We start from the raw sequence: 26,793 nt of genomic DNA, 5'->3' as shown, positions 1-26,793 counted from the left end.
CTGCGGAAGCGAGCCACCGGTGCTTGGCGCGCCGGTGGCTCGTTCTGGTTCGAGCTGCAGTTCGCACTCGGGGTGGGGAGTTCTCACCTTGTTGCCCTCCGTGAACGTAGCTAGGCTAACTACATGACTTCCCTCGCTCCCACCTCCGCCTCTGAGAAGTCAGCCAAGCGCTCCACTTCGGACCGCTACTGGGACGCGTACCAGCGACGCACGCTCCCGAAGGAGTTCCTCGCCCTGTCCGTCATCGGCGCGACGCTCAGTGTCGGCTGCATCGCCGCCGTCTCCGCGTTCCTCTGATCGGGCCGGTGACCACAGCTCATGACTGACGTCTCAAGGAACCGCGAACAGAACTCGACGACGCGTGAGCGCCCCTCCGCGACTCCAGGGGACGAGGCCTCGGAGGCCGTCGACGAACTCCGCCGAGCGGAGGCGCGCCTCGGGCGGCGCCGCCAGGCGACCGGTGAGCTGAGCGAGACCCACCGGTCCGCGATGCGGTTCATCCTCGAGCGCACCGGCGAGGGGAAGCGAACGAGCCCCGGCGAGCTGGCCGACTGGCTCGACGTCACGAGCGCGTCGGCGACGATGCTCGTGCAGCGCCTCACCGAATCGGGCCTCGTGCGGACGGCGCCAGACCCGGATGACCGTCGACGCAAGATGATCGTTCCCGTCGACACCGACCTCGATGCCGACGAGATCGACCCCGTCTCCGGCCAGATCCGCAGCCTCTCAGAGGACCTCTCCCCGCAGGAGGCGAAGCTCGTCTCGCTGTACCTCGACCGCGTCACCGCGGTCGTCGACGGGGAGTCGTCGAACAGCTGACGCTTGGAGGCTGACCTTCGGCGCACGACCTCCGCATTCGGTGGCACAAGGCGGCAGCAGGTGACGGCGGACACCACGACGCCGCCCGAGGCCATCGCGATGACAGCTTCGGGCGGCGTCGAGGTATCCGCGGTGGATGCCTACGCTTCGGCGTCACCGCGGATCGGGAAGGAGACGCGAACGAGGCCTTCGACGGCACCGTCTGCGCGCACGAGCGTCACCGTGTCTCCGTCGACGCGGGAGGTCGCGCCGACGACCTCCGCCCCCGCGAGGTCGAGCCGATCGGACAGCGCCTCGAGGGCGACGGTCTCGCCGACAGGCAGATCCACGAAGGCGTTCGCGATGCCACCCGTGCGCGTCCACCGCACCCACGGAGTGTCGCTCTCTGCGCCGAGCATCGGATCCAGCGGGCGTGAGCCGAAGACGGCGTCTCCGTGCACCGCGTTCCAAGCCCCGAGCGTCTCGAGCGTGTGCCGCTGCAGCTCTGGCACCTCGCCTGAGGCCGTGAGTCCGATGTTCAGGAGGAAGTTGCCGCCGCGGGACACGATGTCGACGAAGTTCCGAATTGCGTCGACGCCGCTGAGCGAGTTCGACTCGTCCTCCAGCGTGTTGTGCCCGAACGAGAACCCGACGCCACGGCAGTTCTCCCAGGCGCCGTCACCTTCCTGGGCGCGTCCCTGCTCGTACTCGCTGGTCCGGAAGTCCCAGTGGGTCTCGCCCCACCGGTCGTTCGAGACCCCATCCGGACGGCTTGCGTAGAACTTCTCGAAGATGTTGACCAGGCTCTTCTCGCCTGGCGCCTTGCCAGCATCCGGCCACTCGATGTCGCCCCACAGCACCTCAGGCTGATACTTCTCGATGAGGTCCACGACGTGGTCGTGCGCGTAGTCGGCGTACTCCTTGTCGACGGGGCGTCGGTCTCCCTCGATGGGGCCATCGATGACGGCGGCGTCGGTGAAGTGCCAGTCGAGTCCGCCCGAGTAGTAGACGCCGAACCTCACGCCGCGAGCCTCGGCGGCGTCCTTGAACTCCGCGACGAGATCGCGGTGGGGGCCGCGCTGCACGGTGTTGCGGTCGCCGGTTCCCGGAGCGTCCCACAGCGCCACGCCGTCGTGGTGCTTCGTGGTGGGGACGAAGTAGCGAGCCCCGGTCGACTTCACGAGGTCCATGACCGCCCCCGCATCGAAGTTCTCCGCCTTCCACAGGTCGATGAACGCGTCATACGGGGCGCCGTCGAACACCTCCTGCTGATGCTGGTGCGCCGTGCTGCCCTCGATGCGCACCGTGTTGTAGTACCACTCGGCGTAGGGGTTGTGCCGGAACCAGTACTCCTCGTCGAACGTCCCGAGCGGACCGATCGGCTCGGCCCAGGCCGGCACCGAGTAAGGTCCCCAGTGCACGAAGATGCCCAGCTTCGCATCCTGGTACCACTCGGGTGTCTCGCGTTCGAACTTCTTGTAGGCCTCTGGGCGGACGGGCTCTGACTTGAACATTGCCATGGGAAGCGGCTTCCTCTCTGAAGCGGTTGCTGTTGCCTGGTTGGGTTGGGGGAGGGCCGTCGGCGGGTGACGGGAGTCGCGGTCAGCGGCCGCCCATGCCGGACGTGACGACACCTCGGACGAGGTGCTTCTGCAGCGCCACGAGCAGGACGGTCGTCGGGAGCATCGAGATGACGGACGCCGCCATGAGCAGATGCCACTGGGTGCCCTGCTGGCCGAAGAACTGCTGGAGTCCGAGCGGGATCGTCCCGAGGGCGCTCACATCGTTGACGATGATGAGTGGCCACAGGAACGAGTTCCAGTACGTGATGAAGGTGAAGACCGCGAGCACGGCGAGCGTGGACCGGGAGAGGGGCAACATGATGCGGAAGAAGATCGTCACCGTTCCGGCGCCATCGAGGCGGGCTGCGTCTTCGAGCTCCTGCGGCACCGTCATGTAGAACTGGCGGAGCAGGAAGGCACCGAGCGCGGTGAACGCCCAGGGGATGATGAGCGCCTCGTACGAGTTCACCCACCCCAGCGAGCGCATGAGCACGAATGCCGGCACGATGATGACCTCCTGCGGGAGCATCATGGTCGCCAGGAACACGGCGAACGTGGCGCCGCGTCCCTTCCACTTGAGCCGAGAGAACGCGTAGCCGGAGAGCGCGGCGACCGCGAGCGTGAGCGCGGTCCCGAGCACGGCGACGATCATGCCGTTCATCAGGTACTGGCCGAAGGGGGCGTACTCGAAGACCTCGACGAAGTTGCCCCATTCGAGGGTCGAGCCGAAGAGGCTCGGGGGAGTGGAGAAGATCTCGTTCGGCTTCTTGAGGGATGACCCGATCATCACGAGAAGCGGCGAGATGAAGATGAGCGTGACGATCCCGAGCAGCACGTAGCCGATGGCGGAACGGATGCGTTGACCTGCTCGGCTCGGTACTGCGGCCCTGCGTCGGACCTGGGTGGTGCCGCTACTCATAGTGCACCCACTTCTTCTGGCCGATGAACTGCACGGCGGTGATGACCAGGATCATGATGAACAGCACCCAGCCGGCTGCGGCGGCGAGCCCGAGCTGCTGGAACGTGAAGCCCTGGTTGTAGATGAACTGCACGAGCGTCAGCGTCGAGGTTCCGGGCCCTCCCTTCGTGAGGATGTAGGGCTGGATGAAGACCTGGAACGACGTGATGAGCGTCATGATCGTGGCGAAGAACACCGACGGCGAGATCAAGGGCAACTGGATGCGCCAGAAGATCGTCCAGGGGTTGGCGCCGTCGAGCTGTGCGGCTTCGATCTGGTTCTCGGGCACCGAGTCGAGGGCAGCCGAGAACACCAGCATGTTGTAGCCGAACCCCTGCCACACGCTCATGACGACGATCGCGGCCATGGCCCAGTTGGGATCGGCCAGGAAGTTCGGCAGCTCGATCCCGAAGAGGGTCTGCGACGTCGCGTCGAGCGTGCCGCCGGGCTCGTAGATGAGACGCCAGACGACCGCGTTGGCGACGATCGGCGTGACGGTCGGCAGGAAGAACAGCACCCGGAAGAACTGACGCCCCTTGATCCGCGGCGACAGCCATGCCGCCATGCCCATCGAGACGATGAGGTTCAGCGGCAGGTAGAGGACGACGAAGAGGAGCGTGTTGCCGAACGCGGCCCTGAAGGTCTCGTCGGCGAACAGGCGCTGGAAGTTGTCCATGCCGGTGAACGTCGGGCTGCCGATCATCGGCCAGTCGTGGAAGCTCATGACGAGCGCGATGACGATGGGGGTCAAGGTGAAGAGCCCGAGCCCGATCGCGTGGGGGGCAGCGAATGCCGGCCCCCACAGGTTCGGGCGCTGCCTGCGCGGCGGCGCCGGCTCCCGCTTCGCCTCGGTGGTCAAGGGAACCGCGGGCGTCGTCGCCTCCGGTTCAGTGGTGAGCGTCATGATCCGAGCTGCGTCGCGATCTCGGGCAGGACTTCATCCGCCGGCTTGTCGCCGTTCACCATCTGCGGCCCGTACTGCACGAGCAGCTGGTTGAACTGGTCGCCCTTCGCGGAACCGGGGAGGGGGATCGCCGTCTCGAGCGCCGCATCCATGGCCTCCTGGAGGCCGTCGATGCCGGCGTTGTCGAACCACACCTGCTGCGCGGCGGTGCGTGCCGGGAAGGCGCGGCCCTGCTCAGCGAGCGAGGTCAGCACCTCCTCGGAGGTCATGCCTGCGATGGCAGAGAGGGCGGCTTCCGGGTCTGCGCACTCCGAGGAGATGCCGAAGCCGCTGCCGGCCGAGAAGGTGCCTCCGCCGTTCGGGCCGGCAGGCAGTGTCGCGACGCCGATCTCGAAGTCCGTCTTCGCGTTGAAGTCGAGCAGCAGCCACGGGCCTCCGACGACGGAGGCGGCTGAGCCATTCACGAAGGCGTTGTCGTCCGCGGTGTTGTCCGGTCCGTTGGCAACTGTCGCGCGACCGTCCTGGACTGCTTCCGCGATCCATTCGACTCCTTCGCCGAAGGCTGAGTCGTCGAAGGTGAACTCACCGTTCTCATCGAGGACGCGGCCTCCGTTGTAGGCGAGCACGCTGCTCTCGAGGAAGAGGTCCTCGACCGTCGAAGCGAAGCCCACCTGGCCGGCGTCCTTGAGCTTCGCGGTGGCCGCGTCGAACTCGTCTGCGGTCCAGCCGGGCGCCGGGTCGGCGACGCCCGCCGCGGCGAAGGCGTCCTTGTTGTAGAAGAGCACCATGGGGCCTGTGTCATAGGGAATCGCGTACTGCTGGCCGTCGACCTGCATCGCGTCGAGGGCGCCCTGGTCGAATTCGGCGAGGTCGATGTCGGAGCCCGCGATGAGGTCGTCGAGCGGCAGGAGGCCGCTGTTGAACTGGTTGATGCGGAGGCTCTGCATCGAGACGATGCACGGGGCGGCGGAGGTGCCGAGCTGCGTGGACAGCTTCGTCCAGTAGTCGGCGAATGGTGCTCCCTGCAAGGTCACGTTCACCCCTGAGGCGGCGGCTCCTGCTTCGCCGACGGCCTGCCAGGCTGTCTGGTCTTCCGTGGATCCGATCCACATCGACCAGACGAGCCCGTCAGCGGATTCGGCAGAGTCTCCCGACGCGCATCCTGCGAGGGCCAGCGACCCGATTGCCAGGACGGCGGCGGCAGTCTTCGTGCGTCTCTTCATCGTTATCTCCTTTGATGTTGCGATGTTGGGGCGTGCGGCCCCGAAGCTTCGCCTGAGGCGATCTAATCATCCGATGTTTAGATGGTCAAGAGTGAGTTTGGGTCAATTCTCTGGATGGAATGCGGGTAAACATCGGTTCAACTCGCGGCTGGCGACACGCGGAGTCCGGCCATCCCGCCGTCGACCGCGAGGCTCGTGCCCGTTGTCGAACGTGCGGCCGGACTCGCGAGGTAGGCCACGGCCTCGGCGACCTCGTCGGCGTCCACCAATCTGCCCTGTGGCTGCCTCGCCTCGAGCGCGGCGCGCGCCGCGTCGGGATCGGCGGAGTCGGCGAGCAGCCGCTGAACCCACGGTGTGTCCGCGGTGCCCGGGTTCACTGCGTTCACGCGCACCCCGTCGGCGAGGTGGTCCGCGGCCATCTGCAGCGTCAGCGCCAGGAGCGCCCCCTTCGTCGCCCCGTAGACCGCGCGCTGTGGGAGGCCGGCAGTCGATGCGATCGAGCAGGTGTTCACCACCGCTGCGCTGGGCGAGCGGCGCAGGTGTGGCAACGCGGCTCGCGTGACCCTCACTGCCCCGAGCACGTTGATGTCGAACGCGCGGTGCCACTCTTCGTCGGAGTTGGTCTCGATCGTCCCGACCGTGCTGATGCCGGCATTGTTGACGACGATGTCGACCCGCCCGTGCTGCTCGACGACCCACTCCACGCCCGCCCGCACAGCCGCGTCGTCGCCGATGTCGACGACGGCGCCTCCCTCGCTCGGCGCGAGATCGAACGGCACGGCGATCGCCCCAGCTTCCTGGAGTCGCGTCACGATCGCGGCGCCGATCCCAGAGGAGCCGCCGGTCACGATCGCGACAAGGCCCTGCATGGATCCGCTCACACGATCACCTGCCGCTGCGTTCCGAGGCCATCGATGCTGAGCTCGACGACGTCGCCGACCTGCAGATACGGGAACCGTCCGGAAAGAGCGACCCCTTCCGGAGTGCCCGTGAGGACGACATCGCCCGGCTCGAGCGTGAGGTATTGGCTCAGCGTCCAGATGATGTGCGGGACATCGAAGATCATGTCGGCTGTCGAGGAGTCCTGCCTCGGCTCGCCGTTGACGAAGCTGCGAAGGCGCAGTGCTCGGAAGTCGACTTCGTCCGGAGTCACCAGCTCAGGCCCGAGTGGCGAGAACCGAGGGGCGGACTTGCCCTTGCTCCATTGCCCACCCGGGGCTTCGAGCTGCCAGGCCCGCTCGGAGAGGTCGTTGCCGATGAGGAAGCCGGCGACCGCATCCAGTGCTTCGTCGCTGCTCTCGAGGTAGCTGACGCGCTTCGAGATGACGACGCCGAGCTCGACCTCCCAGTCCGACTTCTGTGAGCCCCGCGGCAGGGGCACGTCGTCGAACGGCCCGGAGGCCGTGTTGGGTGTCTTGAGGAACATGACGACATCGCTCGGGGGTGCGGCGCCTGACTCTGCGGCGTGGGCTGCGTAGTTCATCCCGACGCAGATGATCGCCGATGGGCGCGCGACGGGAGTGCCCACGCGGAGTGCTTCTGCTCCGTCGAGCTCGGGGAGCTCCCCGGCCTCGTGCGCCGCTCGGACGCGAGCGATGCCACCGCGCTCGAAGAACCCGCCGTCGAGGTCTTCGGTGACCCCTCGCAGGTCGAAGTCCGTGCCGGCCGCGCGAAGGACGGGGATCTCTGCCCCCTCGTCACCCAATCGAAGAAAACGCATACATACGCTCCAAACATCTGAAGATTACGACCTCGGAGGGCCTACGACGCGGCTACTGTAACACTTGACGCGGTATTGATCCGATGTTTACAGTTCTCGGCAAGGAGGAACAATGAGCAAAGTTCAGTCACTGACGACTGTCGACGTCCGGTTCCCGACGTCTCTGACCGCTGACGGCACCGACGCGATGAATCTCGACCCCGACTACTCGGCGGCGTATGCGGTGATCGAGACCGACGCCGCAGACGGCCTCGCGGGCCACGCGTTCGCCTTCACGATCGGCCGCGGCAACGACGTGCAGGTGGCCGCCATCCGGTCGCTCGAGCAGTACCTCATCGGGCGGGACGTCGAAGAGCTGCTCGCCGATATGGGCGCCACCTACCGAGGGTTCGTGTACGACTCCCAGCTGCGCTGGCTCGGCCCCGAGAAGGGCGTCATGCACATGGCCATCGGCGCCGTCGTCAACGCCCTGTGGGACCTCAAGGCCAAGCGCGCCGGTGAGCCGCTCTGGCGGCTCCTGTCGCGCATGTCGCCAGAGGAGCTCGTGCAGCTGGTCGATTTCCGCTACCTGTCCGATGCGTTGACCCGCGAGGATGCGCTGCAGATCCTTCGAGCCTCCGAACCGGGGAGAGCAGAGCGGGAGGCGACCCTCCTGCGTACGGGCTACCCGGCCTACACGACGACCCCCGGATGGCTCGGCTACTCCGATGAGAAGCTTGCGCGACTCTGCAGGGAGGCGCTCGAAGACGGCTTCCCGCAGATCAAGCTCAAGGTGGGCGGAGACCTGGATGACGACATCCGGCGGATGCGCATCGCCCGCGAGATCTGCGGCCCCGACTTTCCCATCGCGATCGACGCGAACCAGCGTTGGGACACGCGGGATGCCATCGAGTGGATCACCGCGCTCGTTCCCTACGGGATCGCCTGGGTGGAGGAGCCCACCAGCCCGGACGACGTCCTCGCACATGCCGCCATCTCCCGCGCCATCGCCCCCATCCCCGTCGCGACCGGCGAGCACGCGCACAGCCGGGTCATGTTCAAGCAGTTCCTGCAGGCCGATGGCATGCAGGTCATGCAGATCGACGCAAGCCGTGTCGGAGGCGTCAACGAGAACATCGCGAACCTCCTGCTCGCCGCGAAGTTCGGCGTGCGTGTCTGCCCGCACGCGGGCGGAGTGGGGCTCTGCGAGGCTGTGCAGCACCTCTCGATGTTCGACTTCGTCGCCGTGAGCGGCACGATGGAGAATCGGATGATCGAGTTCGTCGATCACCTGCACGAGCACTTCGTGAGCCCGACTGTCCTCGAAGACGGGCACTACGTCACCCCGCTCGCCCCCGGCGCCGGAACGGAGATGCTCTCGCAGACCCTCATCGACTACGCGTTCTCTTCAGAGCCGGTCGTGGTCGCGTGATCGACCGGCTGGGCTTCGGGGCCGCCTCGCTCGGCAATCTCTACCGGGAGGTCAGCGACGAGCAGGCCTGTGCGGCTCTCGCGGCGGCATGGGACGAAGGCGTTCGGGTCTACGACACGGCGCCGCATTACGGGCTCGGCTTGTCCGAGCGAAGGCTCGGGGCGTTCCTGTCCGGCCTTCCTGCGGACGAGTACGTGCTCTCCACGAAAGTGGGGCGTCTCCTGGTGCCCAACCCGGATTTCGATGGCGGGACAGACGAAGCCGATGGGTTCGCTGTGCCCGCCGACCGCATCCGCCGGTTCGACCCGTCGAGGTCGGGCGTCGAGCGAAGTCTCCATGAGTCGCTCGAGCGGATGGGCGTCGACCAGGTCGATGTGGCCTACCTCCACGACCCCGACGTCTATGACCTCGACGCCGGCATCTCCCAAGGGCTGCCTGCTCTTGTGGAGTTGCGCGAGCAGGGTGTCGTCACGGAGGTCGGCATCGGCGTCAACGACGTCGGTGCGGCGCTCCGGGCCGTCGAGGAGAGCGACATCGACGTGGTCATGATCGCCGGCCGCTACACGTTGCTCGAGCAGCCGGCAGCCAGCGAGCTGCTGCCTCGTTGCCTCGCGCGCGGCGTGAGGGTGGTGACGGCTGCGGTCTTCAACTCCGGACTGCTTGCGACGGAGACCCGCGCGGCTGATGCGCACTACAACTATGGGGCTGTGCCAGAGGAGGTCGCCGCACGCGTCGACCTGCTCGCGCAGGTCTGCGAGAGGCACGAGGTGACGCTTCCCCAGGCCGCCATCCAGTTCCCCCTCCGCCACCCTGCAGTCTCGACGGTGGTCGTCGGCACCTCGCGGGCTGCCGCCGTGCGCGAGAACGCACGCCACCTGCGAGCATCCATCCCCGAAGAGCTGTGGCTCGAGCTCGAGCGGCTCGGCCTGATTCCTGCTCCAGCATTCGAGCGCTGACGCCGATGACCTGATGGCGGTGCCGGCTGGCACCGCCATCAGGTCATCGCCGCAGTCGATAGGCCCGCACCGCCGTCTCCGTCCCGACCTGCAGCCACTCGGCGTCCGACATTCGCGCGCGCACGAACTCCAGCCACTCGGCTGTCGTGAGTCCGGCGGCGCCGACGGCACTCACCGGCCAGTCGCTCCCGAACATGCAGCGGTCTGGGCCGAAGACAGCCAGCGCTGTATCGACGACTCGTCCGACCCGAGTGGTGAAGCTCGCCTGCGAGCTCGGGCCAGCCTCGGCAGACAAGCCGCTCAGCTTGACGGAGACGTTCGGCAGGGCGGCGAGCCCGCGCAGGCCGCGCTCCCAGGACGCCCAGCTCGCGTCGCGCTCGTCGTCGGCGAGCGGGGGCTTGCCGACGTGGTCGAGAATCACCGGTAGCGAAGCGGCGCGGGACACCGCGTCCGCCAGCTCCTCGAGCTGCCACCAGCGCACGCACGCATCGAAGCTCGCACCGCGCCGGGCGAGCACGCCAAGGCCCGAGACGAGTGCGTCTGACGCCGCGGCGCCACGGGGGAGGTCCTGCAGCAGGTGACGAACGCCGCGATAGAGCTCGAGCTGCCCGAGGGCGTCGAGGTGTGCCTCGAGTGCGGGGGCTCCGCGCAGGAGGTCTGCGTCCGCGACGATGCCGGAGAGCGCCGGCCAGCTCGGCGCAAGCGACTGCACCCAGCTGGCCTCCGTCAGCGCGTCTTCTGGGGCGGCGCCAGCCTGCACGAAGACGGCCGCGCGCACGTCGCCTCGCTGAGCGTCGTACTCTGCGGGCAGTCGCGAAGCGGAGAGGTCCGGCAGTGCGTCGAGCCAGTCGAACCGCACCCGTGCCCGGTCCCAGACGTGCACGTGCGCATCCACCGGCCCTGAACCGCGGACTCCGCTCATGTCAGCTGCGCCGCTTCTGAGTCTCGAGATCCCACATCAATTCGAGCGGCGAGTACCCGTCTTCGCCGTCGGGGCCTCGGAACAGTTCGACGAAGCGTCCGATGTCTTCCTGCCAGCGCGCGTTCGCGGCATCTCTGTCGAGTGCTGCGTTCGCCGCTTCCCAGTCGTCGCAGATCACGTCGTGGAACAGCCGATGCCCTGAGCGGTAGATGGTCCAGCTGCGGATTCCGACGCGGTCGAACGTCGCGACGAGCTCTGCGGGAATCACCGCATGGCTTTCGCGATACCGCTCGATGGCGCCCGGCTTGATCTCCGAGTGCAGCGCGACTCTCATCGGGCGTCTCGCAGCCAGCGCTCGACACCGGACACATGGGCGAGCGTGAGTGCCGCAGTGAGCTCCGCGTCTCCTGAGCGGAGCGCGTCCAGAATGGCCCGGTGCTCGTCGATCGTCCGGGCAACAGCCCCGGCCTGCGTGATGCCCCGCCAGACGCGGGCTCGCACGGTGCGGCTCGACAGCGAGTCGATGAGGCTCGTCAGGTACTTGTTCCCGGTGCTCTCGACGATGTGGCGATGGAATTTCAGGTCGTGCTCGATGAGCCCCTCGACCTCGGTGCCGTCACCGATCTCACGGAGAATCTCCTCGAGGTTCTCGAGCTGCTCGGGCGAGGCCTCCCGTGCGGCCACGGCCGCGGCCTGCGGCTCGAGCATGCGTCGCACTGCGAGGATCTCGAGCACGCTGTCATCCTGGTGCAGGTCGACGACGAAGTTCATCGCCTCGAGCAGCAGGCGCGGCTCGAGACTCGTGACGTACGTGCCGTCACCCCTCCGCACATCCAGGACCCGGATGACCTCGAGCGCCTTGACGGCCTCGCGAAGCGAGCTGCGCGACAACCCGAGTCGATCGCTCAGCTCCTTCTCTGGTGGGAGTTTGGACCCAGGCACGAGATCGCCGGAGACGATCATCTCCTTGATCTGCAGGATAGCTCCGTCGGTGACTGCCATGATCGGAGTGTAGCCGCATTCATCCGATGTCTGCTAGCTCGACGTGGGCGCGGTGTCCAGTGGCGCGAGGTGGCGCCCCGCGTGATCCGTCTCGGGGTGCGGATGAGAGGAGCGCCCCTCCGCAGACCAGCGGAGGGGCGCTCTCAAACGATGAGTTCAGGCGTTGACGGCGGGCTCAGGCGCTTTTTCGCCGAGCCAGGAGTCCAGCACCGAGCAGGAGCAGCGCACCGGCGGCCCCGAAGGCGAGCCATGGGAGGTCGGCGCCGGTGGTTGCGAGCTCGGAACCGCCGTCGGCCTCCGCGGAGCCCGGTGCGGATGGAGTCGCGCCTGGTCCCTGGCCCCCGGTGCCGGTCGTCTCCGTCGGCTGGATTGAGATCGGCGGCAGCGCGGTGGCGGTAGCCGTCACCGTTGGCTGCGAAGTGGCCGTGGGGTCGATCGTCTCCGGCGGAGTCTCCGACGCTGCTCGGAGCAGCAGCACGGAGAGCGTCGATCCACCTTCTGGCCATTCGTCCCGTGGCAGGTCGCGGTTCTGACCGAGGCTCTCCCACCGGAGGACGTATCGGCCATTGTCCGTGTTGCCGCCTCGGTCCTGCTGCACGTTCACCTGCAGTCCCGGATACGTGCCGGCGAGCTCTGCGACCTGCGCCGGGTACGGCGGGGTCGACACCTGGGTCACCGGCTGTTGATCTCTGTCGATGATGATGCTCATCGGCTCGCCTGAGCACAGGTAGTTGACCTGCACGTCGCCGTCGGACAGCACCTCGGAGCCCAGCATCTGCACCTCGAAGACGAGGCTGCCGCCGCCACCGAAGCTCCATCGCCCCTCCCAGTCGGACACCTGGTCGATCTTCCAGGCTGGGTCGGAGGCGGTGCGGTCTGGCGTGGCCGTGAAGACCTGCGAGTTCCCCGCTTCGTCGTACTTGTGGTAGCTGATCAGCACTTCATCGTCGGCAGTGAAGCCGATACGCGCGTTGCCGTTGAGGAGCCCTGCGTAGTCTGGAATCGGGTCGACGACGTCGCCGGCTCCATACGTGAATGGGGTGGTGAGCGGCTCGCCCTTGCTGTCCTGCCAGGTCACGAGGTCGTCGCTGCTCGCGTAGCTGAGCATGCTGTTCGTGGCGGCGTCTGGGGTATCTCGCCAGACCCAGAGCAGGTGGAACTTGCCGTCGGGGCCCAGCGTGGGGCCCTGATAGTAGGAGTTCCAGGTGCCTTCCGGGTTCTCGGTCGTACCGGCGCCGTCGAAGAGGGGCTGGTCGATCAGGCGCGACCATGACTGCGTCGTCTCGTCGAACAGGTTGAAGTAGGTGACACCCGAGCCCGAGCCGCCGTTTCGGTGGCTGAATACGAGGCTGCCGTCCTTGCGGTTGACGAACTCCGGGTAGGTCACGGAGTCTTCTGTCGCTGGGTCGACCATGGTCGGGACCGCGGTCAGGGTCGTCACGTCACCGGATGCATCGGTGCGGTAGTAGTTCAGCGCGACATCGTGCATGTTGCCGGCGACGTGGAGCGCACCGTCGCGGTCGAGGCCCAGCGAGATGTAGTTGTGGCTGTCCCACTCGAGCGTCTCTGGGAGGGGCTGGTAGATCCAATCGCCTGCGCTGGTCCCGTCGGCGTGGAGGGCACGCTGAGCGATGACCATCTCGCGGTCGTCGGTGTAGAAGCCGACGTATTGGCGATCGTCCTGGGTCAGGAGGTCCTGGAGGACGTACATGCCCGCCCAGGTGAGGCCGAGCTCCGATTCCTCGACGACGGTCTCGGAGGTGTCGGCGAAGTCGTATGGTGCGCCCTGGTCGTCGCAGACGAGCGGGCCGGGTGTTGGGGAAGTCGTCGCGGACGCGCTCGCCGATGGCAGTGGGGAGGCGCTTGCGCTTGCGCTTGCGCTTGCGGTGGGGGTGGAGGTCGCGGTCGCAGTGGGTTCTGCGGTTGAGGAAGCCGCGGGTGGTGGGGTGTCGATCGGGCCGGTTGTCGCCTGCGCGGGCGCGGCGAGCAGCGGCAGGCCGATGAAGGCGGCAGTGAGAACACTGGCGCTCGATAGCAGTGGGAGGCGGCGTGTGCGTTCAGCCATTGGGGCGGGACTCCTTCGTCTCGTGGTTCCTCGACTGTATCGTTTCAATCGTTGGGGCGGAAGGCCGGAGTCTCGAAAACAGGCCTATTGATCCGATGATTCTTTGAAGTGTGCAGTGTTCACCTGCAAAAATCGCACGAAAGCGGCCTTTCTGCCTCCCTGAGGTATGACCTCTCGCCGTGAGGTGTTGGTGTCGCGCCGCGCACAGAAAGAGCCCGCGGAGTCGGCTTGGACGTCCAAATCGAAGCCGATCCCGCGGGCCGGGCCGGCCGCTCGCAGAAGCGGCCGAGTCGTGAATTCTGTTGCGGCTAGCGGGTCTTCCCGAGCACGTGGATTGCTCCCGTGGTGACGCCGACCTCGAGCTTCTCGAGGGTCACCCCGCGGGTTTCGGGAACCTGTGTGATCGTGAAGAGCAACGCGACCGCTCCGATACCGGCGAAGAGGAAGAACACCCCGCTGATGCCCATCCCGGCGATCAGGCTCGGGAAGTAGAGCGCCAGGAAGCCGTTGGTCATCCAGCCGAAGAACACGGACACGCCGATACCGAGGCCGCGCATGTGCAGCGGGAAGATCTCCGCCAGGTACACCCAGACGGCGACGTTCAAGAAGGTCTGCATCGAGGCGACGAACGCGACGACGAGGATGAGGATCACGAACGGGCGGGCCGGGTTGCCGACCGGAAGCAGGAGCGACGCGGCGCCGATGAGCAGGTGGCAGGTCGTCGTCAGCGTGAGGCCGATCGCGAACGTCTTCCGGCGGTCCACGCGATCCATCATGTACAACGCGATGAACCCGCCGATGACGGCGACCACGCCGGGCGCGATGTTCGCGATGAGAGCGGCATCCGCTTCGAAGCCCGACTCGATGAGCACGACCTGGCCGTAGTACATGATCGAGTTGATGCCGGTCAGCTGCTGCATCATGGAGACGCCGATGCCGATGAGCAGGATGCGGATGAGCCACTTGTTCGTGAGCACCGCGCCGAGACCCACCTTCGCTTCGGTCTGCTCCTCCTTCGCGACCTGCTCGACTTCGCCGAGCTCGGCGATCGCACGCTCCTCGGAGCGCACCGTCTTGAGCACGGCGAGCGCTTCCGCGTGGCGCCCCTTCTCGACGAGCCAGCGCGGAGACTCGGGCATACGCAGCATCCCGAAGAAGAGGGCGATGGCGGGGATCGCGCAGACGGCGAACATGATGCGCCAGACCCCGTCGATGTGGCTGAGCGTGTTGCCGAGGATGGCGTTGATGACAAACGCGGAGAGCTGGCCCGTGACGATCGCGACCTCGTTGCGGCCCGTGATCGAACCGCGGATCTCGAACGGCGCCAGCTCTGCCAGGTAGACGGGCACGACGGTGGATGCGCCGCCGACGGCGAGCCCCAGCATGACGCGCCCCACGACGAGCAGCGCGAAGTTCGGCGACGCGACGACGACGACCGTGCCGAGGAAGAACAGCACGGCGAGGATGATGATTGTGCGGCGGCGGCCGATGGCGTCCGAGATGCGTCCGCCGAAGAGCGCGCCGAAGGCGGCGGCGAACACGAGGGAGCTGGTGACGACGCCCTCCGTGAAGGCATCGAGGCCGATCTCCGCGGCCATGGGGCGCAGCGCGCCGTTGATGACACCCGTGTCGTAGCCGAAGAGCAGTCCGCCGAAGCAGGCGACGATCGAGATGAGTCCGAGCCGCTTGCGGTACGGGCCTGGCGTGAGTTTGGGCAGGGTCGTCTCTGACGCTGATGCCCCATGCGTGGAAGTGATGAGAACTCCTTTGTCTCCGCGGTTCGTCGCGCTCCTGGCTGATCTCTGCGCGATTCTGACCGGGTCTCCCGGCCGATTGGAGGCAACCTTATACGTACTAGACGTCGAGCGCTAGTACGTAATAGTCTGTGCGTGCTGGGCGCACCCAGCAGCACAGTGTCGTGTCGGCACCGCCGTCCTCAGGAGAAGCACCATGTCCAAGACCCCCCTCATCCGTGTCGCGCTCATCGGCGCCGGCCGCATCGGCAGCAACCACGCCGCGCTCATCGCCCGCGACATCCCGAACGCCGAGCTCATCGCCATCGCCGACCCCGTCGAGGGGGCCGCGGCGAAGCTCGCCGAGACGCTCGGCGTCGAGCAGTCGTACACGGACGTCGCCGAGCTGCTCGCGCGCCCAGACCTCGACGCGGTTGTCATCACGGCCCCGCCCCGCTTCCACACGGCGCTCGTCGAGCAGGCCGCCGCGGCAGGCAAAGCCATCTTCTGCGAGAAGCCGACGGGTGTCTCGCTCGAGGAGCTGCGCCGCGTCGAGGCCGCTGTCGATCGCCACGACGTGATCTTCCAGGTCGGCTTCAACCGCCGCTACGCCAACGGGTTCCCCGAACTGCGCTCCGCCCTCGACGCGGGAGCCCTCGGCACGCCGCAGCTGCTGCGCTCGGTGACCCGTGACCCGGGCCTCGCGAACCCCGCGGCGATCCCGCCGTTCACGATCTTCCTCGAGACCCTCATCCACGACTTCGACACCCTCAACTTCTTCAACCCTGGCGCCCGCGCCACCCAGGTCTACGCGGTCGCGGATGCGCTCGTCGCGCCGGACTTCAAGGACAAGGGCCTCCTCGACACCGCTGTCGTCACGATCCGCTACGACAACGGCGCCATCGCAACGGCGGAGGCGAACTTCTCCGCCGCCTACGGCTACGACACCCGTGCCGAGGTCTTCGGCAGCGCCGGCATGGCGACCGCGGGTGAGCTGGCGGCGTCGAGCCTGCGCCTCTATGGCGCGGCGGGCGCATCCTTCGACACGGTGCGCGCCGACACGCAGCTCATGCGCGCCGCCTACACGGGCGAGCTGCAGGCGTTCGTCGACGCCGTCGCCGGCGTCGAGAGCCCCCGCCCCGGCACGGAGGCCGCGCTCGAGGCCATGGTCATCGCGCTCGCCTGCATCGAGTCGGTCAAGACCGGCGCACCCGTCGAGGTCGTCCGATGAGCGGGGCCGTCGCCGGCGCTGGCTCGGGTGCTGGCTCGGGCGCCGCCGAGTCGCCATTCGTGCTCGCCGCCTGCGCGGAGATGCTGTTCCTCGGCCTCCCGTTCGAGGAACGGGTGCGGCGCATCGACGAGGCCGGCTTCGAGGTCGAGATCTGGCGGTGGTGGGAGAAGGACCTGGATGCGCTCGTCGCGACCGGCGCGACGTTCGGCTCCATGTCTGGGTACATCCGCGGCGAGCTCATCGACCCGGACGGGGCCGACGCGATCGTCGCCACGGCGCGCGAGTCGCTCGAGGCAGCCCAGGTGCTGAATGTGCCGCGACTCGTGATCCACGGGACGGGCCTCGACGACAACGGCCTGCCCGTGCGCCCGAGTGCGCACACCACTCCGGCTGATTGGCTCGCCGCGCTGCGCACGCTGGAGCGCCTCGCGAAGCTCGGCGAGGAGTACGGCAAGGTGTTCACGCTTGAGAACCTCAACCACGCCGTCGACCACCCCGGCGTGCCGTTCAACCGGGCGAGCGACACGATCGCGCTCGTCGCCGCGGTGGACAGCCCGCACCTCCGGCTCAACCTCGACCTCTACCACGCGCAGATCGGCGAGGGAGACCTGGTCGACCTGTGCGGGCGCGCGCTGCCGTACATCGGCGAGATCCAGGTCGCGGATGTGCCCGGGCGCTGCGAGCCGGGAACGGGCGAGATCCACTACCCGCGGGTCGCTCGGGAACTCGACGAGCTCGGCTACCGCGGGGTCGTCGCGATGGAGGCCTTCGCGTCCGGTGACTCCGACCTCGCGCTCCGCAGGTTCCGGGAGGCCTTTAGCATCGAGGTATGAGCGACGTTGACGCACGAGACGCCCGCCGCCCGGCGAGACCGGGCGGCGGCAAGCGCGTCACGATGCGCGACGTCGCCGACGCGGCTGGCGTCTCGCAGCCGCTCGTGTCGATCGTCATGCGTGACGTGCCGGGTGCGAGCCCGGAGTCTCGCGCGCATGTTCTCGAGGTCGCGGCCCGTCTCGGGTACCGACGAGACGAGCGGGCGAGGATGCTCAAGCAGGGCCGTTCGCGCCTCGTCGGCATCGTCTTCCACGCGGCGCAGCCGTTCCACGGCGAGCTCATCGACGAGCTCCAGCTCGCGGCCCGGTCTGCCGGGTACAACGTGTCGCTCGCCGCGGTCACGAAGCGGCGGGGCGAGGCGGATGCGATCGAGGCGCTGCTGGGGGAGCGGGTCGAGGGGCTCGTCCTGCTCGGAGCGTCGCTGCCCGAGGAGCAGCTCGACCGCATCGCCGAGGAGGTCCCCGTCGTCACGGTCGCCAGCCAGTACTCGTCGGCGTCGTTCGACAGCGTGTCCATGGACGACGCGCGCGGCATGGAGCTGGCGGTGCGACACCTGCACGAGCGCGGGCACTCGCGCATCCTGTACCTCGGGGCGCCTGGCGTCTCGGGTGACGAGGTGCGCACGGCCACGTTCCTCGCCGCCACGACTGCTGCCGGACTCGGCGACCAGGTCGCGATCGTCGCAGGCGGAGCTTCCGAGGCCGCCGGCGCGAAGGTGATCGAGGAGGCGCTGGCGCGCTACCCGGACGCCACCGCGGTTGTCGCCTTCAACGACCGGAGCGCGCAGGGCGTCGTTGCCCAGGCGCGCCTCCTCGGCAAGCGTGTTCCCGAGGACCTGGCCGTGGTCGGCTTCGACGATTCCGAGCAGGCCGAGCTGCCGTACCTGCACCTCACGAGCCTCGCGCAGGACCCGGCGCAGCTCGCATCCGCGGCCGTCGAGATGGTGGTGGGGCGCGTCGACGCGAGCGCCGAAGGCGAGCAGCCGCGGAGCGGGGAGCACCGCATCCTGCCGACGAGGCTCGTCGTGCGCAGCAGCAGCGGCGGCACTGGCAACTCGGTCGAGCGGTCGAGGTGACGGATCGTCGGACGCCGGGTTTCGACGGGGCGAGTCCGTCCCGACCCAGAGGTTCGCTGCCCGGGCTGCGCGACGCGGCCCGCCGTCAGTACTTCTCGCTCGGCACCGGCGAGCTGGCCTCGGTCCTGACCTTCACGCTGCTGGGCGTGTGGGTCGTGCCACCCATCTTGCCGTCGGGCAGTGACGTCGCCGCGTTCTGGTCGGCGCTCGCACCCCTGCTGCTTGTGCTCCTGCACGGTGGTGCGTACTGGCTGCTCGCCCGCCGCTGGGTCGGCACCTCCAGGATGCCCGTCGGGCTCGCGCGCACATTCTGGGTGTTGAAGTGGCTGAACCTCGTGGTGCTCGTCGGCGGCCTCGTCGGCATCGTCGCCTGGTGGCCCAGCTCCTGGCTGTCCGCGGTGCTTGTCCTGTTCACATGGGCGTTCGGGGCCGTCGAGTACCTCAACTACTTCGTCGTGCGGCTGAGCTACCCGGCCCGGGCTTGGCTGCCAGAGGTGCGACGCTTCCGGACTCCGCGCTTGGTGAGGGATATCAGGCAAGCCACGCATCGGTAGGCTTCGCGGATGCCACTCGGTCGCGGATTTCGTGTGCTCTGGAGCGCGAACGCCCTGTCGAACCTGGCAGACGGCATCGCGTTCGTGTCCATGCCGCTGCTGGCCGCCTCGGTCACCGACGACCCGCGCCTCGTCGCGGGCTTGGCGACGCTCTACGCCCTGGTCCGCCTCCTGGTGGCGCTGCCCATCGGCGTCTGGGTCGATCGGGTCGACCGCCGGACCCTGATCATCGCTGCGAACGTGCTGCGCGGCTGCGCCCTGCTGGGGCTTGCACTCGCCATCCAGCTCGGCTTCTCCTCCCTCATGGTCCTGTATGCGGCGATGGCCGTGGTCGCGACGTTGGAGAGCGCGGCCGACAACGCCGCGTCGGCCATGCTGCCGTCGCTCGTCGACCGCGAGCGGCTCGATTCCGCGAACGGGAGGGTCGCGGCGGCGCAGCTCGTCGCGGACGAGTTCGCTGGCCCTCCCCTCGGGGGATTGCTCTTCGCCCTCGCCGCAGCAGCCCCTGTCTTCGCGATGGGTGGGCTGTGGGCCGTCGCTGGCCTCGTCGCCCTCGCGCTGCCGATTCGGCGACTGTCGAGGCCAGGAGTGGATGCGCGCGACGCACGAGGTTCGGTCTCCGTCGAGGTGCGCGAGGGCATCGCCTGGCTGGCACGCCACCGCGTCGTCGGCAGCCTTGCGCTCATCGGAGCGCTCGCGAGCGTCGGCTACATGCTGCCCTTCTCGATTCTCGTGCTGTTCGCCGAGGAGCGCCTCGGCCTGGACAGCACCGGATACGGCCTGCTGCTCGCCGCGTCGGCTCTCGGCGGCTTGCTCGGCTCCTTCCTCGCAGCCTGGCTTCGCACGTGGCTCGGCTACCGATGGACGATCGTGGCAAGTCTGGCGTTGGGGGCGCTGACGCTCGGTGGGCTGTGCCTCACGACGAACCCGGTCGTCGCCGGCGTGCTCTTGGCGCTCTACATCCTGCACGCGACGGTCTGGAACATCTGCTCGCAGTCCCTCCGCCAGCGCCTCATCCCCGACGAGCTGCTCGGCCGCGTGGGCGCCAGCACGCGCGTGCTCGGCCTCCTGGGGCTTGCCATCGGGGCGACGATGGGCGGGCTCCTGGGGGCGATCGACCTCGCAATACCGGTCGCCGCCGGGGCCGGAGTGTTCGTGGTCTGCAGCCTGGTTGCTGCTGGCGCGCTGCGGGGCGGTGTGTCCGATCGGCGTCCGGGGAGTTCCTCTCAGGCATCCGGAGAGCCGATGCGTCGATAGGGTCGCCCTATGTGGGAGACGGATCGCGACTGGCCCTGTTCTAGGAGTGCTGCCGTTCTTGCCAGGAGGGGTCGGCGATACCGGTCAGGACGCTGAGCACCGTGCGCTCGGCGAGCTTCGCGTCGATCGGCTGGTGGCCGAAGAACGCTCGGTAGTAGAGCGGCGCCGCGAGGAGGTCGAGGGTGAGCTCCATGTCGAGTTCCGCCCGAAGGTCTCCTCGCTCGATGGCGTGCTCGAGGACTGACCTGGTCGTCGCGCGGCGAGCCTCGAAGTACTCGCGGAGGAACAGTTCGCGGAGCTCCGGGTCGGCCTCCAGGTCGGCGAGGAGTCCCGGGAGCGCGCGGGTGATGGGGGAGTTGCTGAACCCGTCGGCGATGTTCGAGATGCCGCTGACGAGGTCGCAGTGCACGCACCCGGTGTCAGGAGTCGGTGTCGTTCCGAGCACCGAGATGAGCGTGTGCACGACGACGCCGGGCAGGCTCTTCCAGCGCCGCCGAAGCGCGGGCTTGCTCGTCCCGGCGGCTGCCGCGACGTTCTCCATCGTGAGCGAGCGGTACTGGCCGGTCTCGAGGAGGCCGATGACGGCCTCGGTCGCCCTGGCGTCGATCGTCGCGTCGCGGGGGCGGCCGTGCGGCAGTGATCGGGTCTGGGGCGCGGTGTGCGGCTCTGGTTGCGGCATTGCCTCACCGTACCCTACATTCATTACGTTCCGGTGTGGAATGTAATGAATGGGAGTGCGCATGCAGCAGGATGAATCGCGTTCGACGGCGGGGGCGACGACACCCTCAGGGGTCGAGGCCGGAGGTGTCTTCTCGCCCCGTCTGCGCGGGTCGACGATCGGGATCCTCGTGAGCGTCGGGGCGGTGGCCTTCGAATCGCTTGGGGTCGCGACCGTCCTCCCGACCGTCGCCGAGGAGCTGGGGGGCCTGCGCGGATACGGCTGGGGGCTCTCGGCGCTCATGCTCGCCAGCATCGTCGGCACCGTCGTCGCCGGGAGCGACATCGACCGGAGGGGGCCCGCGCGGGCAGTGTTGGTCGGAAGCCTGGTCTTCGCGCTCGGCTGCCTGCTCGCTGGTCTCGCCCCCGGGTGGGGAGTGTTCGTGGCCGCGCGAGCGCTCCAGGGATTCGGGGTCGGAGCGATCATGGCGTACGCCTACAGCCTGGTCGGCCTCGCGTATCCGCCTCGGCTCCAAGCTGTCATGTTCGCGTTCCTGTCGTCAGCGTGGACGATCCCGTCGCTCCTGGGCCCGGTCTTCGCCGGGGTGCTCACGACGGTGCTCGACTGGCGCGTCGTGTTCTGGACCATCGCGCCGATCACGATCCTCCTCCTCCCGCTCGTCTTGCCGGGTGCGCGCCGGGTCTCGGCAGGCCCGAGGGTGCGGAGTGGCCGGTTGTTCTCCGCGCCCGTCTGGTTCTCGGTGCTCCTCGCGGCCGGGACGGGGGCCGTGCTCTTCGGCCTCGAGGTGGATGCGCTCCCGTTGATGCTCGCGCTGCTTGTCGTGGGCCTGGTGGCCGCGGCCGTGGGGTTGCGCCGCACCCTGCCCGTGGGATCTTTCCGTGCGCGCCGTGGTGCGCCGGCCGGGGTCGTCGTGCGCTTCATCCTGTGCGGCGTGTATTTCGGGTCGGAGGCGTTCCTGCCCCTCGGGCTCACGAGCATCCACGGCCTCGACGTCACGATCGCAGGGCTGGGTCTCGCGGCCGGCGCGCTCGCCTGGACTGCCGGTTCGTTCGTGCAGGCGCGGATCGATGCGGCCAGGCCGGGGCAGCGCGCTCGCTCGACGAGGCTCGGGATGCTCGTCCTGCTGGGTGGCCAGCTGCTCATGGGGGTGGCTGTCGCGCTTCCGGCGGTTTGGCCGGGCTGGGCCGTCGTCGGCTGGGGCATCGCGGGAATCGGGATGGGGATCGCGTTCAACGCGTCGACGGCGGCAACCATGTCGGCCACGCCGACCTCGGCCGCGGGGAGCATCAGCGCGAGCCTGCAGCTCGCGCAGACCCTTGCGACGGCGGTCATCGCCGGACTCGGTGGGGCGGCCGTCGCGCGGCTCGGCGCCACGACGCCCGCGTTCCTCGCGGTTTTCGGGTCCACCGCCGCACTCGCCCTGATGGGTGTGTGGGTCGCGGGGCGCCTCAAAGGGCAGGCGGCCGAAGCCGGGGACCGACGCCAGTAGGAAGAATGGGGCGCCGCGCTGTCTGGAGAAGACCACGCGGCGCCGCGTTCATCTCGCTACCCCGGCGAGGCGCGCGCGATGTGCACCGCGAGGAAGGCCACTTCCTCGTCGGGAAGCTCCACGCCGTGCGTCTCGCGGATGAACGTTCGCACGCGTTCCGCGGTCGCGATCGCACGAGGGGCGCGCTCGCTGAGGTTCCGGAACAGGAAGTCGTCGCCGCCGAGCAGCTGGCCTGCGAAGAATCGCTCCGCGAAGAACTGCAGGTGCGTGAGGAACCGCGAGGCGTGGAGGTCCTTCCTGGAGACCCGGACGGCGGAGGTCATCGTCACGATGCTCGTGACCTTCGCGACCAGGTCGACGACGCGCATCGAGTCGACGCCGAGCTTGCCCGTGTCGGCGTTGACGAGGTGGAAGGCGACGTTGGCTGCCTCCTCCTCGCCGAGCCGCACGCCGAGGCGTCGTTCGACGTCGTCGAGGGCACGGACGCTCACGGCGTGGTGGTCCGGGTAGACGGTGCGCACCTCCCAAGCGAGCCGGTTCGTGAGGGCGATCCCCTTCCGGTAGCGCTCCACTGCGAAGTGGAGGTGGTCGGTGAGGGTGAGGTACACGTGCGGGTCGAGGGTGAGGCCCGCTCGACCGGCATCCGCAACGATCTCGCGGGTCAGCTCGACGTACTCTGCCGGGATCTGCGCGAGCAGCTCGACGAGGTTCCGGTGATCCGAGTCAGGGAGGGAGATGAACTCCTGGTCCGTGATCGTCGCCGAAACCTCGTCGCCCGGCTTCTGTCCGTACCCGATGCCCTTGCCCAGCAGGACGCGCTCGACGCCGCGGTCGTCGACGACGAGCACCACACTGGAATTGAGGACCTTCTTGATGGCGGGCACGGTGGTCTCCTTTGACGCCGCTTGGAGGGGAAGGGGCTAGCTGAGGTCTGCGCCGTTGGACTCGATGACCTGGCGGTACCAGTGGAACGAGTCCTTGCGTCGGCGCTCCAGTGTGCCATTCCCGAGGTCGTCGAGGTCGACGTGGATGAACCCGTACCGCTTGCTCATCTGCGACGTCGACGAGCTGACGAGGTCGATGGGCCCCCAGCTGGTGTAGCCGAGCAGGTCGACGCCCTCGTCCACAGCCTGGATCATCTGCTCGAAGTGCGCTCGGAAGTACTCGACGCGGTAGTCGTCGCGGATCCGTCCGTCCGCATCGACCGTGTCGCGCATCCCGAGCCCGTTCTCCACGATGAAGAGGGGCTTGCGGTAGCGGTCGTAGAGGTCGAGGAGGGAGATGCGCAGCCCGATCGGGTCGATCTGCCAGCCCCACTCGGACGAGCCGAGGTAGGGGTTCTTGACGCCGAGGACCGTGTTGCCGGGCGTGCGCTCAGCGTCGGGGTCGACGGATTCGGTCATCGACATGTAGTAGCTGAACGACACGAAGTCGGCGGTGTGCTCGCGCAGGAGCTCGACATCGCCGTCCTCGAACGGCACGGTGACGCCCAGCTCCTCGAGCTGGCGGAGCACGATCGGCGAGTACGAACCGCCGGCCTGCACATCCGAGCACATGTAGAGGAGGCGCTCCTTCGCACGCGTCGCGGCGACATCGTTCGGGTGGCAGGTGCGCGGGTAGGTCGTGAGCATGGTGATCATGCAGCCCATCTGCGCGTCCGGGTGCAGCTCTCGCAGCATGCGGGTCACGGACGCGCCGGCGATGAACTGGTGGTGGAGGGCCGTGTAGCAGGCCTGCGTGATCGAGGTGCCCGTCACGGTTTCCTCGATGATGCCGCCCGAGGTGAACGGGTGGCGTTCCATGCCGTCGATCTCGTTGAACGAGATCCACCGCTTCACGATGTGCCCGAACCGTTCGAAGCAGGTGCGGGCGAAACGCTCGAAGAGGCCGATCGTGGCCCGGTCGAGCCAGCCGTTGCGGGTGACCGCGAGCTCGAGGGGCGCGTCGAAGTGCGACAGCGTCACGAGGGGCTGGATGCCGTGGCTCTGCATCTCCTCGAACAGGTCGAGGTAGTAGGCGATGCCGTCCTCGTTGGGCTCGAGCTCCTCACCGGTCGGGTAGAGGCGCGACCAGAGGATCGACACCCGCAGCACGCTGAAGCCCATCTCGGCGAACAGGGCGAGGTCTTCCTTGTAGCGGTGCACGAAGTCGATGGCGCGCCGCTTCGGGAAGTACGTGGGGTCCGGGTCGCGCTTGGCCTCGGCGATGCTCTCGAGGGTGACGGCGTGCAGCGCGGCGAAGTCGTCGTTGTTGGCGTTCGGGTGGCGGCGGAGCACGTCGGTGACGACCCAGCCGCGGCCATCCTCGCCCCAGCCGCCTTCGGCTTGGTTCGCGGCGATTGCGCCGCCCCAGAGGAAGTGATCAGACAGTGCCATGTGCGGTCTCCTTGACGTTGGTGAGTGAGATGAGGGATGCGCCCCGGTTGACGTGCTGGCCGGTGTCGAACTGCGCGTCGCCCCCGGCCGTGTTGACGACGACGATGGGGGTGATCGTGTCGAGGCCGGCCGCGGCGATGGCGTCGAGGTCCGCGTCGATGACGGGCTGGCCCGCCTCGACCCGGTCGCCCTGCGTGACGTGCGTCGTGAAGGGGGCGCCTTCGAGGACGACGGTGTCCATGCCGACGTGCACGAGCACCTCGACACCGTCGTCCGTGCGGATGCCGATCGCGTGCTGCGAGTCGAGGAGGGACGTGACGGTGCCCGACACGGGGGCGACCACGCGCCCATCCGTGGGGCGGATCGCGACGCCGTCACCGAGCACACCCGTCGAGAAGACCCCGTCGCCGAGTGAGGCGAGCTCGACGACCTCGCCCTGCATGGGGGAGACGATCGTGAGCGCGCGAGGCTGCGACGCACTCGCTGCGGTATCCGTGTCCGCGTCCGCGCTCGCATCCGCATGCTCGTCGGTCTTGCCGAGCACGCGCAGGGTGCCGGAGTCAGAGTCCTTCCACAGCACGACGCCGACGATGAACGACACGGCCGCGCCGATCACGAGGCCGATGAGGGCGTGGATGAGATTCCATGGGTCGAGGGCGTCGATGAACATCGAGAAGCTCGCGAGGCCGGGGCTGACGATCGCGAAGGTGTCGACGAACGTGATGCCGAGGTACGCGCCTGAGGTGATGGCGCCGGCGAGCACCGCGATGAGGGCGCGCCGGTTCTGGAGGGTGACGCCGTAGAGGGCCGGCTCGGTGACGCCGAACAGTGCTGAGAAGCCCGCGGAGATCGCTGTGGCGCGGAGCACCTGGTTGCGGGTGCGGACGGCGACGGCGAAGCTCGCACCGGCCTCGGCGATGTTGTGCGCGAGGGAGGCGGTCAGGTAGAAGCTCTCCTTGCCGTACGTCGCCATCGTCGTGATCGTCGGCGGCAGGAGCGGCTTGTGCATGCCGACCGAGATTAGGAACGGCAGGATGGCGGCGAGGAGCGCGACAGCGATCCACCCGAAGGTGTTGTGGAAGTTGAAGAGCAGGCCGGCGAAGAGGTCGCCGATCTCGAACCCGAACGGACCGATGAGGAACACCGTCGCGGGAGCGACCACGAGGTAGCACATGAGGGGCACGTAGAAGGTGCGGATGGGCGGCCACGAGAACTTCGTGAAGAAGCGCTCAGCGCCCCAGAGCAGCAGCACCGCGAGGATCGCGGGGAACACCTGCGCGTTGTAGTTGACGACGGGCACGGGGATCCCGAAGAGCGCCGCGCCGCCATCCTGGGTCACGAGGGTCGTGAATCCGGGGAAGAGGAGCAGCGCGACGGAGCCGAGTGCCACGGGCCGGTTCACGTCGAGCTTCTTCGCGGTCGTGTAGGCGACGAGCAGCGGCAGGAACGCGAACACGGCGTCAGGAACGGCGGAGATGAGCGCGTACGAGTCGCTCTCCCGGTCGATCCAGCCGAGGGCGGCCGCGAGGACGAGGAGCGACTTGAAGATTCCCGCGCCCGCGATGGCGGGGATGATGGGCACGAAGACGCTGACGACGAAGTCCAGCACCTTGGAGCCGACCCGCTTGATCGTCCACGGGGTCCGGGGCTTCTCGGCCGCCGGAGCGGTCGGCGACCCAGAGCGGAGCTTCTCGACCGCTCGGTAGTACTCGAGGACCCGCCCTCCCACGATGATCTGCGTCTGGGGGCCGCGGACCACGCCGAGCACGCCGGGGATGGACTTGAGTGCCGCCTCGTCGACGGGGCTGTCGTCGCTGAGGGAAAACCTCAGGCGGGTCGAGCAGTGCTGCAGGGCAGACACATTGCTGCTCCCGCCGACGTGCTCGAGGATCTCTGCCGCCTCTGAGCTGATGTTCATGTTGTGCTCCTCCATTGGAACTCGGGGGACAGCTTCCGGGCAACAAAAAAGGACCCGACCGTAGCTCTGTAGAGCAACAATCGGATCCTGCCTGCATGACCAGTCACATGTCCGTTGCATGAATGTA

General features: G+C 68.1%; 25 protein-coding genes. 10 read left to right on the top strand and 15 right to left on the bottom strand.

From position 1 onward, the window contains the following. Window positions 1-123 precede the first annotated feature (123 nt). Both C5E10_RS19220 and C5E10_RS16185 read left to right on the top strand, forming a co-directional pair. Window positions 124-297 (top strand): hypothetical protein, encoded by a 174-nt coding sequence (locus tag C5E10_RS19220; protein WP_181058150.1) that lies wholly within the window; start codon window positions 124-126, stop codon window positions 295-297. A 21-nt stretch (window positions 298-318) separates the two neighbouring features. After that, the gene (locus tag C5E10_RS16185) at window positions 319-819 is read left to right on the top strand and encodes a MarR family winged helix-turn-helix transcriptional regulator (protein ID WP_104239921.1); all 501 of its coding nucleotides are present in this window, start codon (window positions 319-321) and stop codon (window positions 817-819) included. A gap of 140 nt (window positions 820-959) precedes the next feature. Here the strand turns inward: C5E10_RS16185 and C5E10_RS16180 are convergent, their stop codons facing one another. The 6 genes from C5E10_RS16180 to C5E10_RS16155 form a co-directional block, all read right to left on the bottom strand. Next, entirely contained in the window at window positions 960-2,318 is a 1,359-nt protein-coding gene (locus C5E10_RS16180; protein WP_104332502.1) for an alpha-L-fucosidase, read from the bottom strand. Between the two features lie 82 nt (window positions 2,319-2,400). Then, window positions 2,401-3,279 (bottom strand): carbohydrate ABC transporter permease, encoded by an 879-nt coding sequence (locus C5E10_RS16175; RefSeq protein WP_104307326.1) that lies wholly within the window; start codon window positions 3,277-3,279, stop codon window positions 2,401-2,403. Then, complete coding sequence (locus C5E10_RS16170; protein ID WP_104239918.1) at window positions 3,272-4,222, bottom strand: carbohydrate ABC transporter permease; 951 nt, start codon at window positions 4,220-4,222, stop codon at window positions 3,272-3,274. The genes C5E10_RS16175 and C5E10_RS16170 overlap by 8 nt, the downstream gene beginning before the upstream one ends. Next, entirely contained in the window at window positions 4,219-5,445 is a 1,227-nt protein-coding gene (locus C5E10_RS16165) for an ABC transporter substrate-binding protein (RefSeq protein WP_104307327.1), read from the bottom strand. The genes C5E10_RS16170 and C5E10_RS16165 overlap by 4 nt, the downstream gene beginning before the upstream one ends. A gap of 137 nt (window positions 5,446-5,582) precedes the next feature. Continuing rightward, window positions 5,583-6,314 (bottom strand): SDR family NAD(P)-dependent oxidoreductase, encoded by a 732-nt coding sequence (locus tag C5E10_RS16160; RefSeq protein WP_104332517.1) that lies wholly within the window; start codon window positions 6,312-6,314, stop codon window positions 5,583-5,585. A gap of 8 nt (window positions 6,315-6,322) precedes the next feature. Further along, entirely contained in the window at window positions 6,323-7,165 is an 843-nt protein-coding gene (locus C5E10_RS16155) for a fumarylacetoacetate hydrolase family protein (protein WP_104332501.1), read from the bottom strand. A gap of 112 nt (window positions 7,166-7,277) precedes the next feature. Here C5E10_RS16155 and C5E10_RS16150 point away from each other — a divergent pair, with 112 nt between their 5' ends. Both C5E10_RS16150 and C5E10_RS16145 read left to right on the top strand, forming a co-directional pair. Then, complete coding sequence (locus C5E10_RS16150) at window positions 7,278-8,576, top strand: enolase C-terminal domain-like protein (protein WP_104332500.1); 1,299 nt, start codon at window positions 7,278-7,280, stop codon at window positions 8,574-8,576. Further along, entirely contained in the window at window positions 8,573-9,532 is a 960-nt protein-coding gene (locus C5E10_RS16145) for an aldo/keto reductase (protein WP_104332499.1), read from the top strand. Before C5E10_RS16150 ends, C5E10_RS16145 begins: the two co-directional genes overlap by 4 nt. A gap of 43 nt (window positions 9,533-9,575) precedes the next feature. Here C5E10_RS16145 and C5E10_RS16140 read toward each other — a convergent pair whose 3' ends face one another. The 5 genes from C5E10_RS16140 to C5E10_RS16120 form a co-directional block, all read right to left on the bottom strand. Further along, a complete protein-coding gene (locus tag C5E10_RS16140; protein ID WP_104332498.1) occupies window positions 9,576-10,454 on the bottom strand; it encodes an amidohydrolase in 879 nt (292 codons plus the stop codon). A 1-nt stretch (window position 10,455) separates the two neighbouring features. Further along, window positions 10,456-10,788, bottom strand: coding sequence for an L-rhamnose mutarotase (locus C5E10_RS16135; protein ID WP_104332497.1), 333 nt, complete (start codon window positions 10,786-10,788; stop codon window positions 10,456-10,458). Next, window positions 10,785-11,456 carry a FadR/GntR family transcriptional regulator gene (locus tag C5E10_RS16130; protein WP_104332496.1) on the bottom strand — a complete coding sequence of 224 codons (672 nt, stop codon included), beginning with the start codon at window positions 11,454-11,456 and terminating at the stop codon, window positions 10,785-10,787. Before C5E10_RS16130 ends, C5E10_RS16135 begins: the two co-directional genes overlap by 4 nt. Window positions 11,457-11,631: 175 nt before the next feature. Beyond that, the gene (locus C5E10_RS16125; protein ID WP_219820386.1) at window positions 11,632-13,521 is read right to left on the bottom strand and encodes a BNR repeat-containing protein; all 1,890 of its coding nucleotides are present in this window, start codon (window positions 13,519-13,521) and stop codon (window positions 11,632-11,634) included. A gap of 308 nt (window positions 13,522-13,829) precedes the next feature. Next, window positions 13,830-15,332 carry a sugar porter family MFS transporter gene (locus C5E10_RS16120; RefSeq protein WP_104332495.1) on the bottom strand — a complete coding sequence of 501 codons (1,503 nt, stop codon included), beginning with the start codon at window positions 15,330-15,332 and terminating at the stop codon, window positions 13,830-13,832. 139 nt (window positions 15,333-15,471) lie between these two features. Here C5E10_RS16120 and C5E10_RS16115 point away from each other — a divergent pair, with 139 nt between their 5' ends. The 5 genes from C5E10_RS16115 to C5E10_RS16095 are packed head-to-tail and all read left to right on the top strand — an operon-like array spanning window position 15,472 to window position 20,205. Then, window positions 15,472-16,485, top strand: coding sequence for a Gfo/Idh/MocA family oxidoreductase (locus tag C5E10_RS16115; RefSeq protein WP_104332494.1), 1,014 nt, complete (start codon window positions 15,472-15,474; stop codon window positions 16,483-16,485). Next, window positions 16,482-17,318 carry a TIM barrel protein gene (locus C5E10_RS16110; protein WP_104332493.1) on the top strand — a complete coding sequence of 279 codons (837 nt, stop codon included), beginning with the start codon at window positions 16,482-16,484 and terminating at the stop codon, window positions 17,316-17,318. Before C5E10_RS16115 ends, C5E10_RS16110 begins: the two co-directional genes overlap by 4 nt. Next, the gene (locus C5E10_RS16105) at window positions 17,315-18,394 is read left to right on the top strand and encodes a LacI family DNA-binding transcriptional regulator (RefSeq protein ID WP_104332492.1); all 1,080 of its coding nucleotides are present in this window, start codon (window positions 17,315-17,317) and stop codon (window positions 18,392-18,394) included. The genes C5E10_RS16110 and C5E10_RS16105 overlap by 4 nt, the downstream gene beginning before the upstream one ends. Continuing rightward, window positions 18,391-18,948: a hypothetical protein gene (locus C5E10_RS16100; protein ID WP_258071182.1), complete on the top strand. Its 558-nt coding sequence runs from the start codon at window positions 18,391-18,393 to the stop codon at window positions 18,946-18,948. Before C5E10_RS16105 ends, C5E10_RS16100 begins: the two co-directional genes overlap by 4 nt. 9 nt (window positions 18,949-18,957) lie before the next feature. Continuing rightward, a complete protein-coding gene (locus C5E10_RS16095; RefSeq protein ID WP_104332491.1) occupies window positions 18,958-20,205 on the top strand; it encodes an MFS transporter in 1,248 nt (415 codons plus the stop codon). Window positions 20,206-20,245: 40 nt separating this feature from the next. Here the strand turns inward: C5E10_RS16095 and C5E10_RS16090 are convergent, their stop codons facing one another. Further along, window positions 20,246-20,884, bottom strand: coding sequence for a TetR-like C-terminal domain-containing protein (locus tag C5E10_RS16090; protein ID WP_104332490.1), 639 nt, complete (start codon window positions 20,882-20,884; stop codon window positions 20,246-20,248). Between the two features lie 61 nt (window positions 20,885-20,945). Here C5E10_RS16090 and C5E10_RS16085 point away from each other — a divergent pair, with 61 nt between their 5' ends. Beyond that, window positions 20,946-22,373 (top strand): MFS transporter, encoded by a 1,428-nt coding sequence (locus tag C5E10_RS16085; protein WP_258071181.1) that lies wholly within the window; start codon window positions 20,946-20,948, stop codon window positions 22,371-22,373. A gap of 56 nt (window positions 22,374-22,429) precedes the next feature. Here the strand turns inward: C5E10_RS16085 and C5E10_RS16080 are convergent, their stop codons facing one another. The 3 genes from C5E10_RS16080 to C5E10_RS16070 are packed head-to-tail and all read right to left on the bottom strand — an operon-like array spanning window position 22,430 to window position 26,666. Then, window positions 22,430-23,257, bottom strand: a complete 828-nt coding sequence (locus C5E10_RS16080) for a PRD domain-containing protein (protein WP_104332488.1) — start codon at window positions 23,255-23,257, stop codon at window positions 22,430-22,432. Window positions 23,258-23,293: 36 nt separating this feature from the next. After that, window positions 23,294-24,748: a family 1 glycosylhydrolase gene (locus C5E10_RS16075; RefSeq protein WP_104332487.1), complete on the bottom strand. Its 1,455-nt coding sequence runs from the start codon at window positions 24,746-24,748 to the stop codon at window positions 23,294-23,296. After that, window positions 24,735-26,666 (bottom strand): glucose PTS transporter subunit IIA, encoded by a 1,932-nt coding sequence (locus C5E10_RS16070; protein ID WP_104332514.1) that lies wholly within the window; start codon window positions 26,664-26,666, stop codon window positions 24,735-24,737. Before C5E10_RS16070 ends, C5E10_RS16075 begins: the two co-directional genes overlap by 14 nt. Window positions 26,667-26,793 lie beyond the last annotated feature (127 nt).

Origin of the sequence: Pseudoclavibacter sp. RFBG4 (assembly GCF_002931515.1) — a bacterium.
Lineage (GTDB): Bacteria > Actinomycetota > Actinomycetes > Actinomycetales > Microbacteriaceae > Pseudoclavibacter.
The sequence above is the reverse complement of the archived record's forward strand: the minus strand, read 5'-3'. Positions and strand labels throughout refer to the sequence as shown.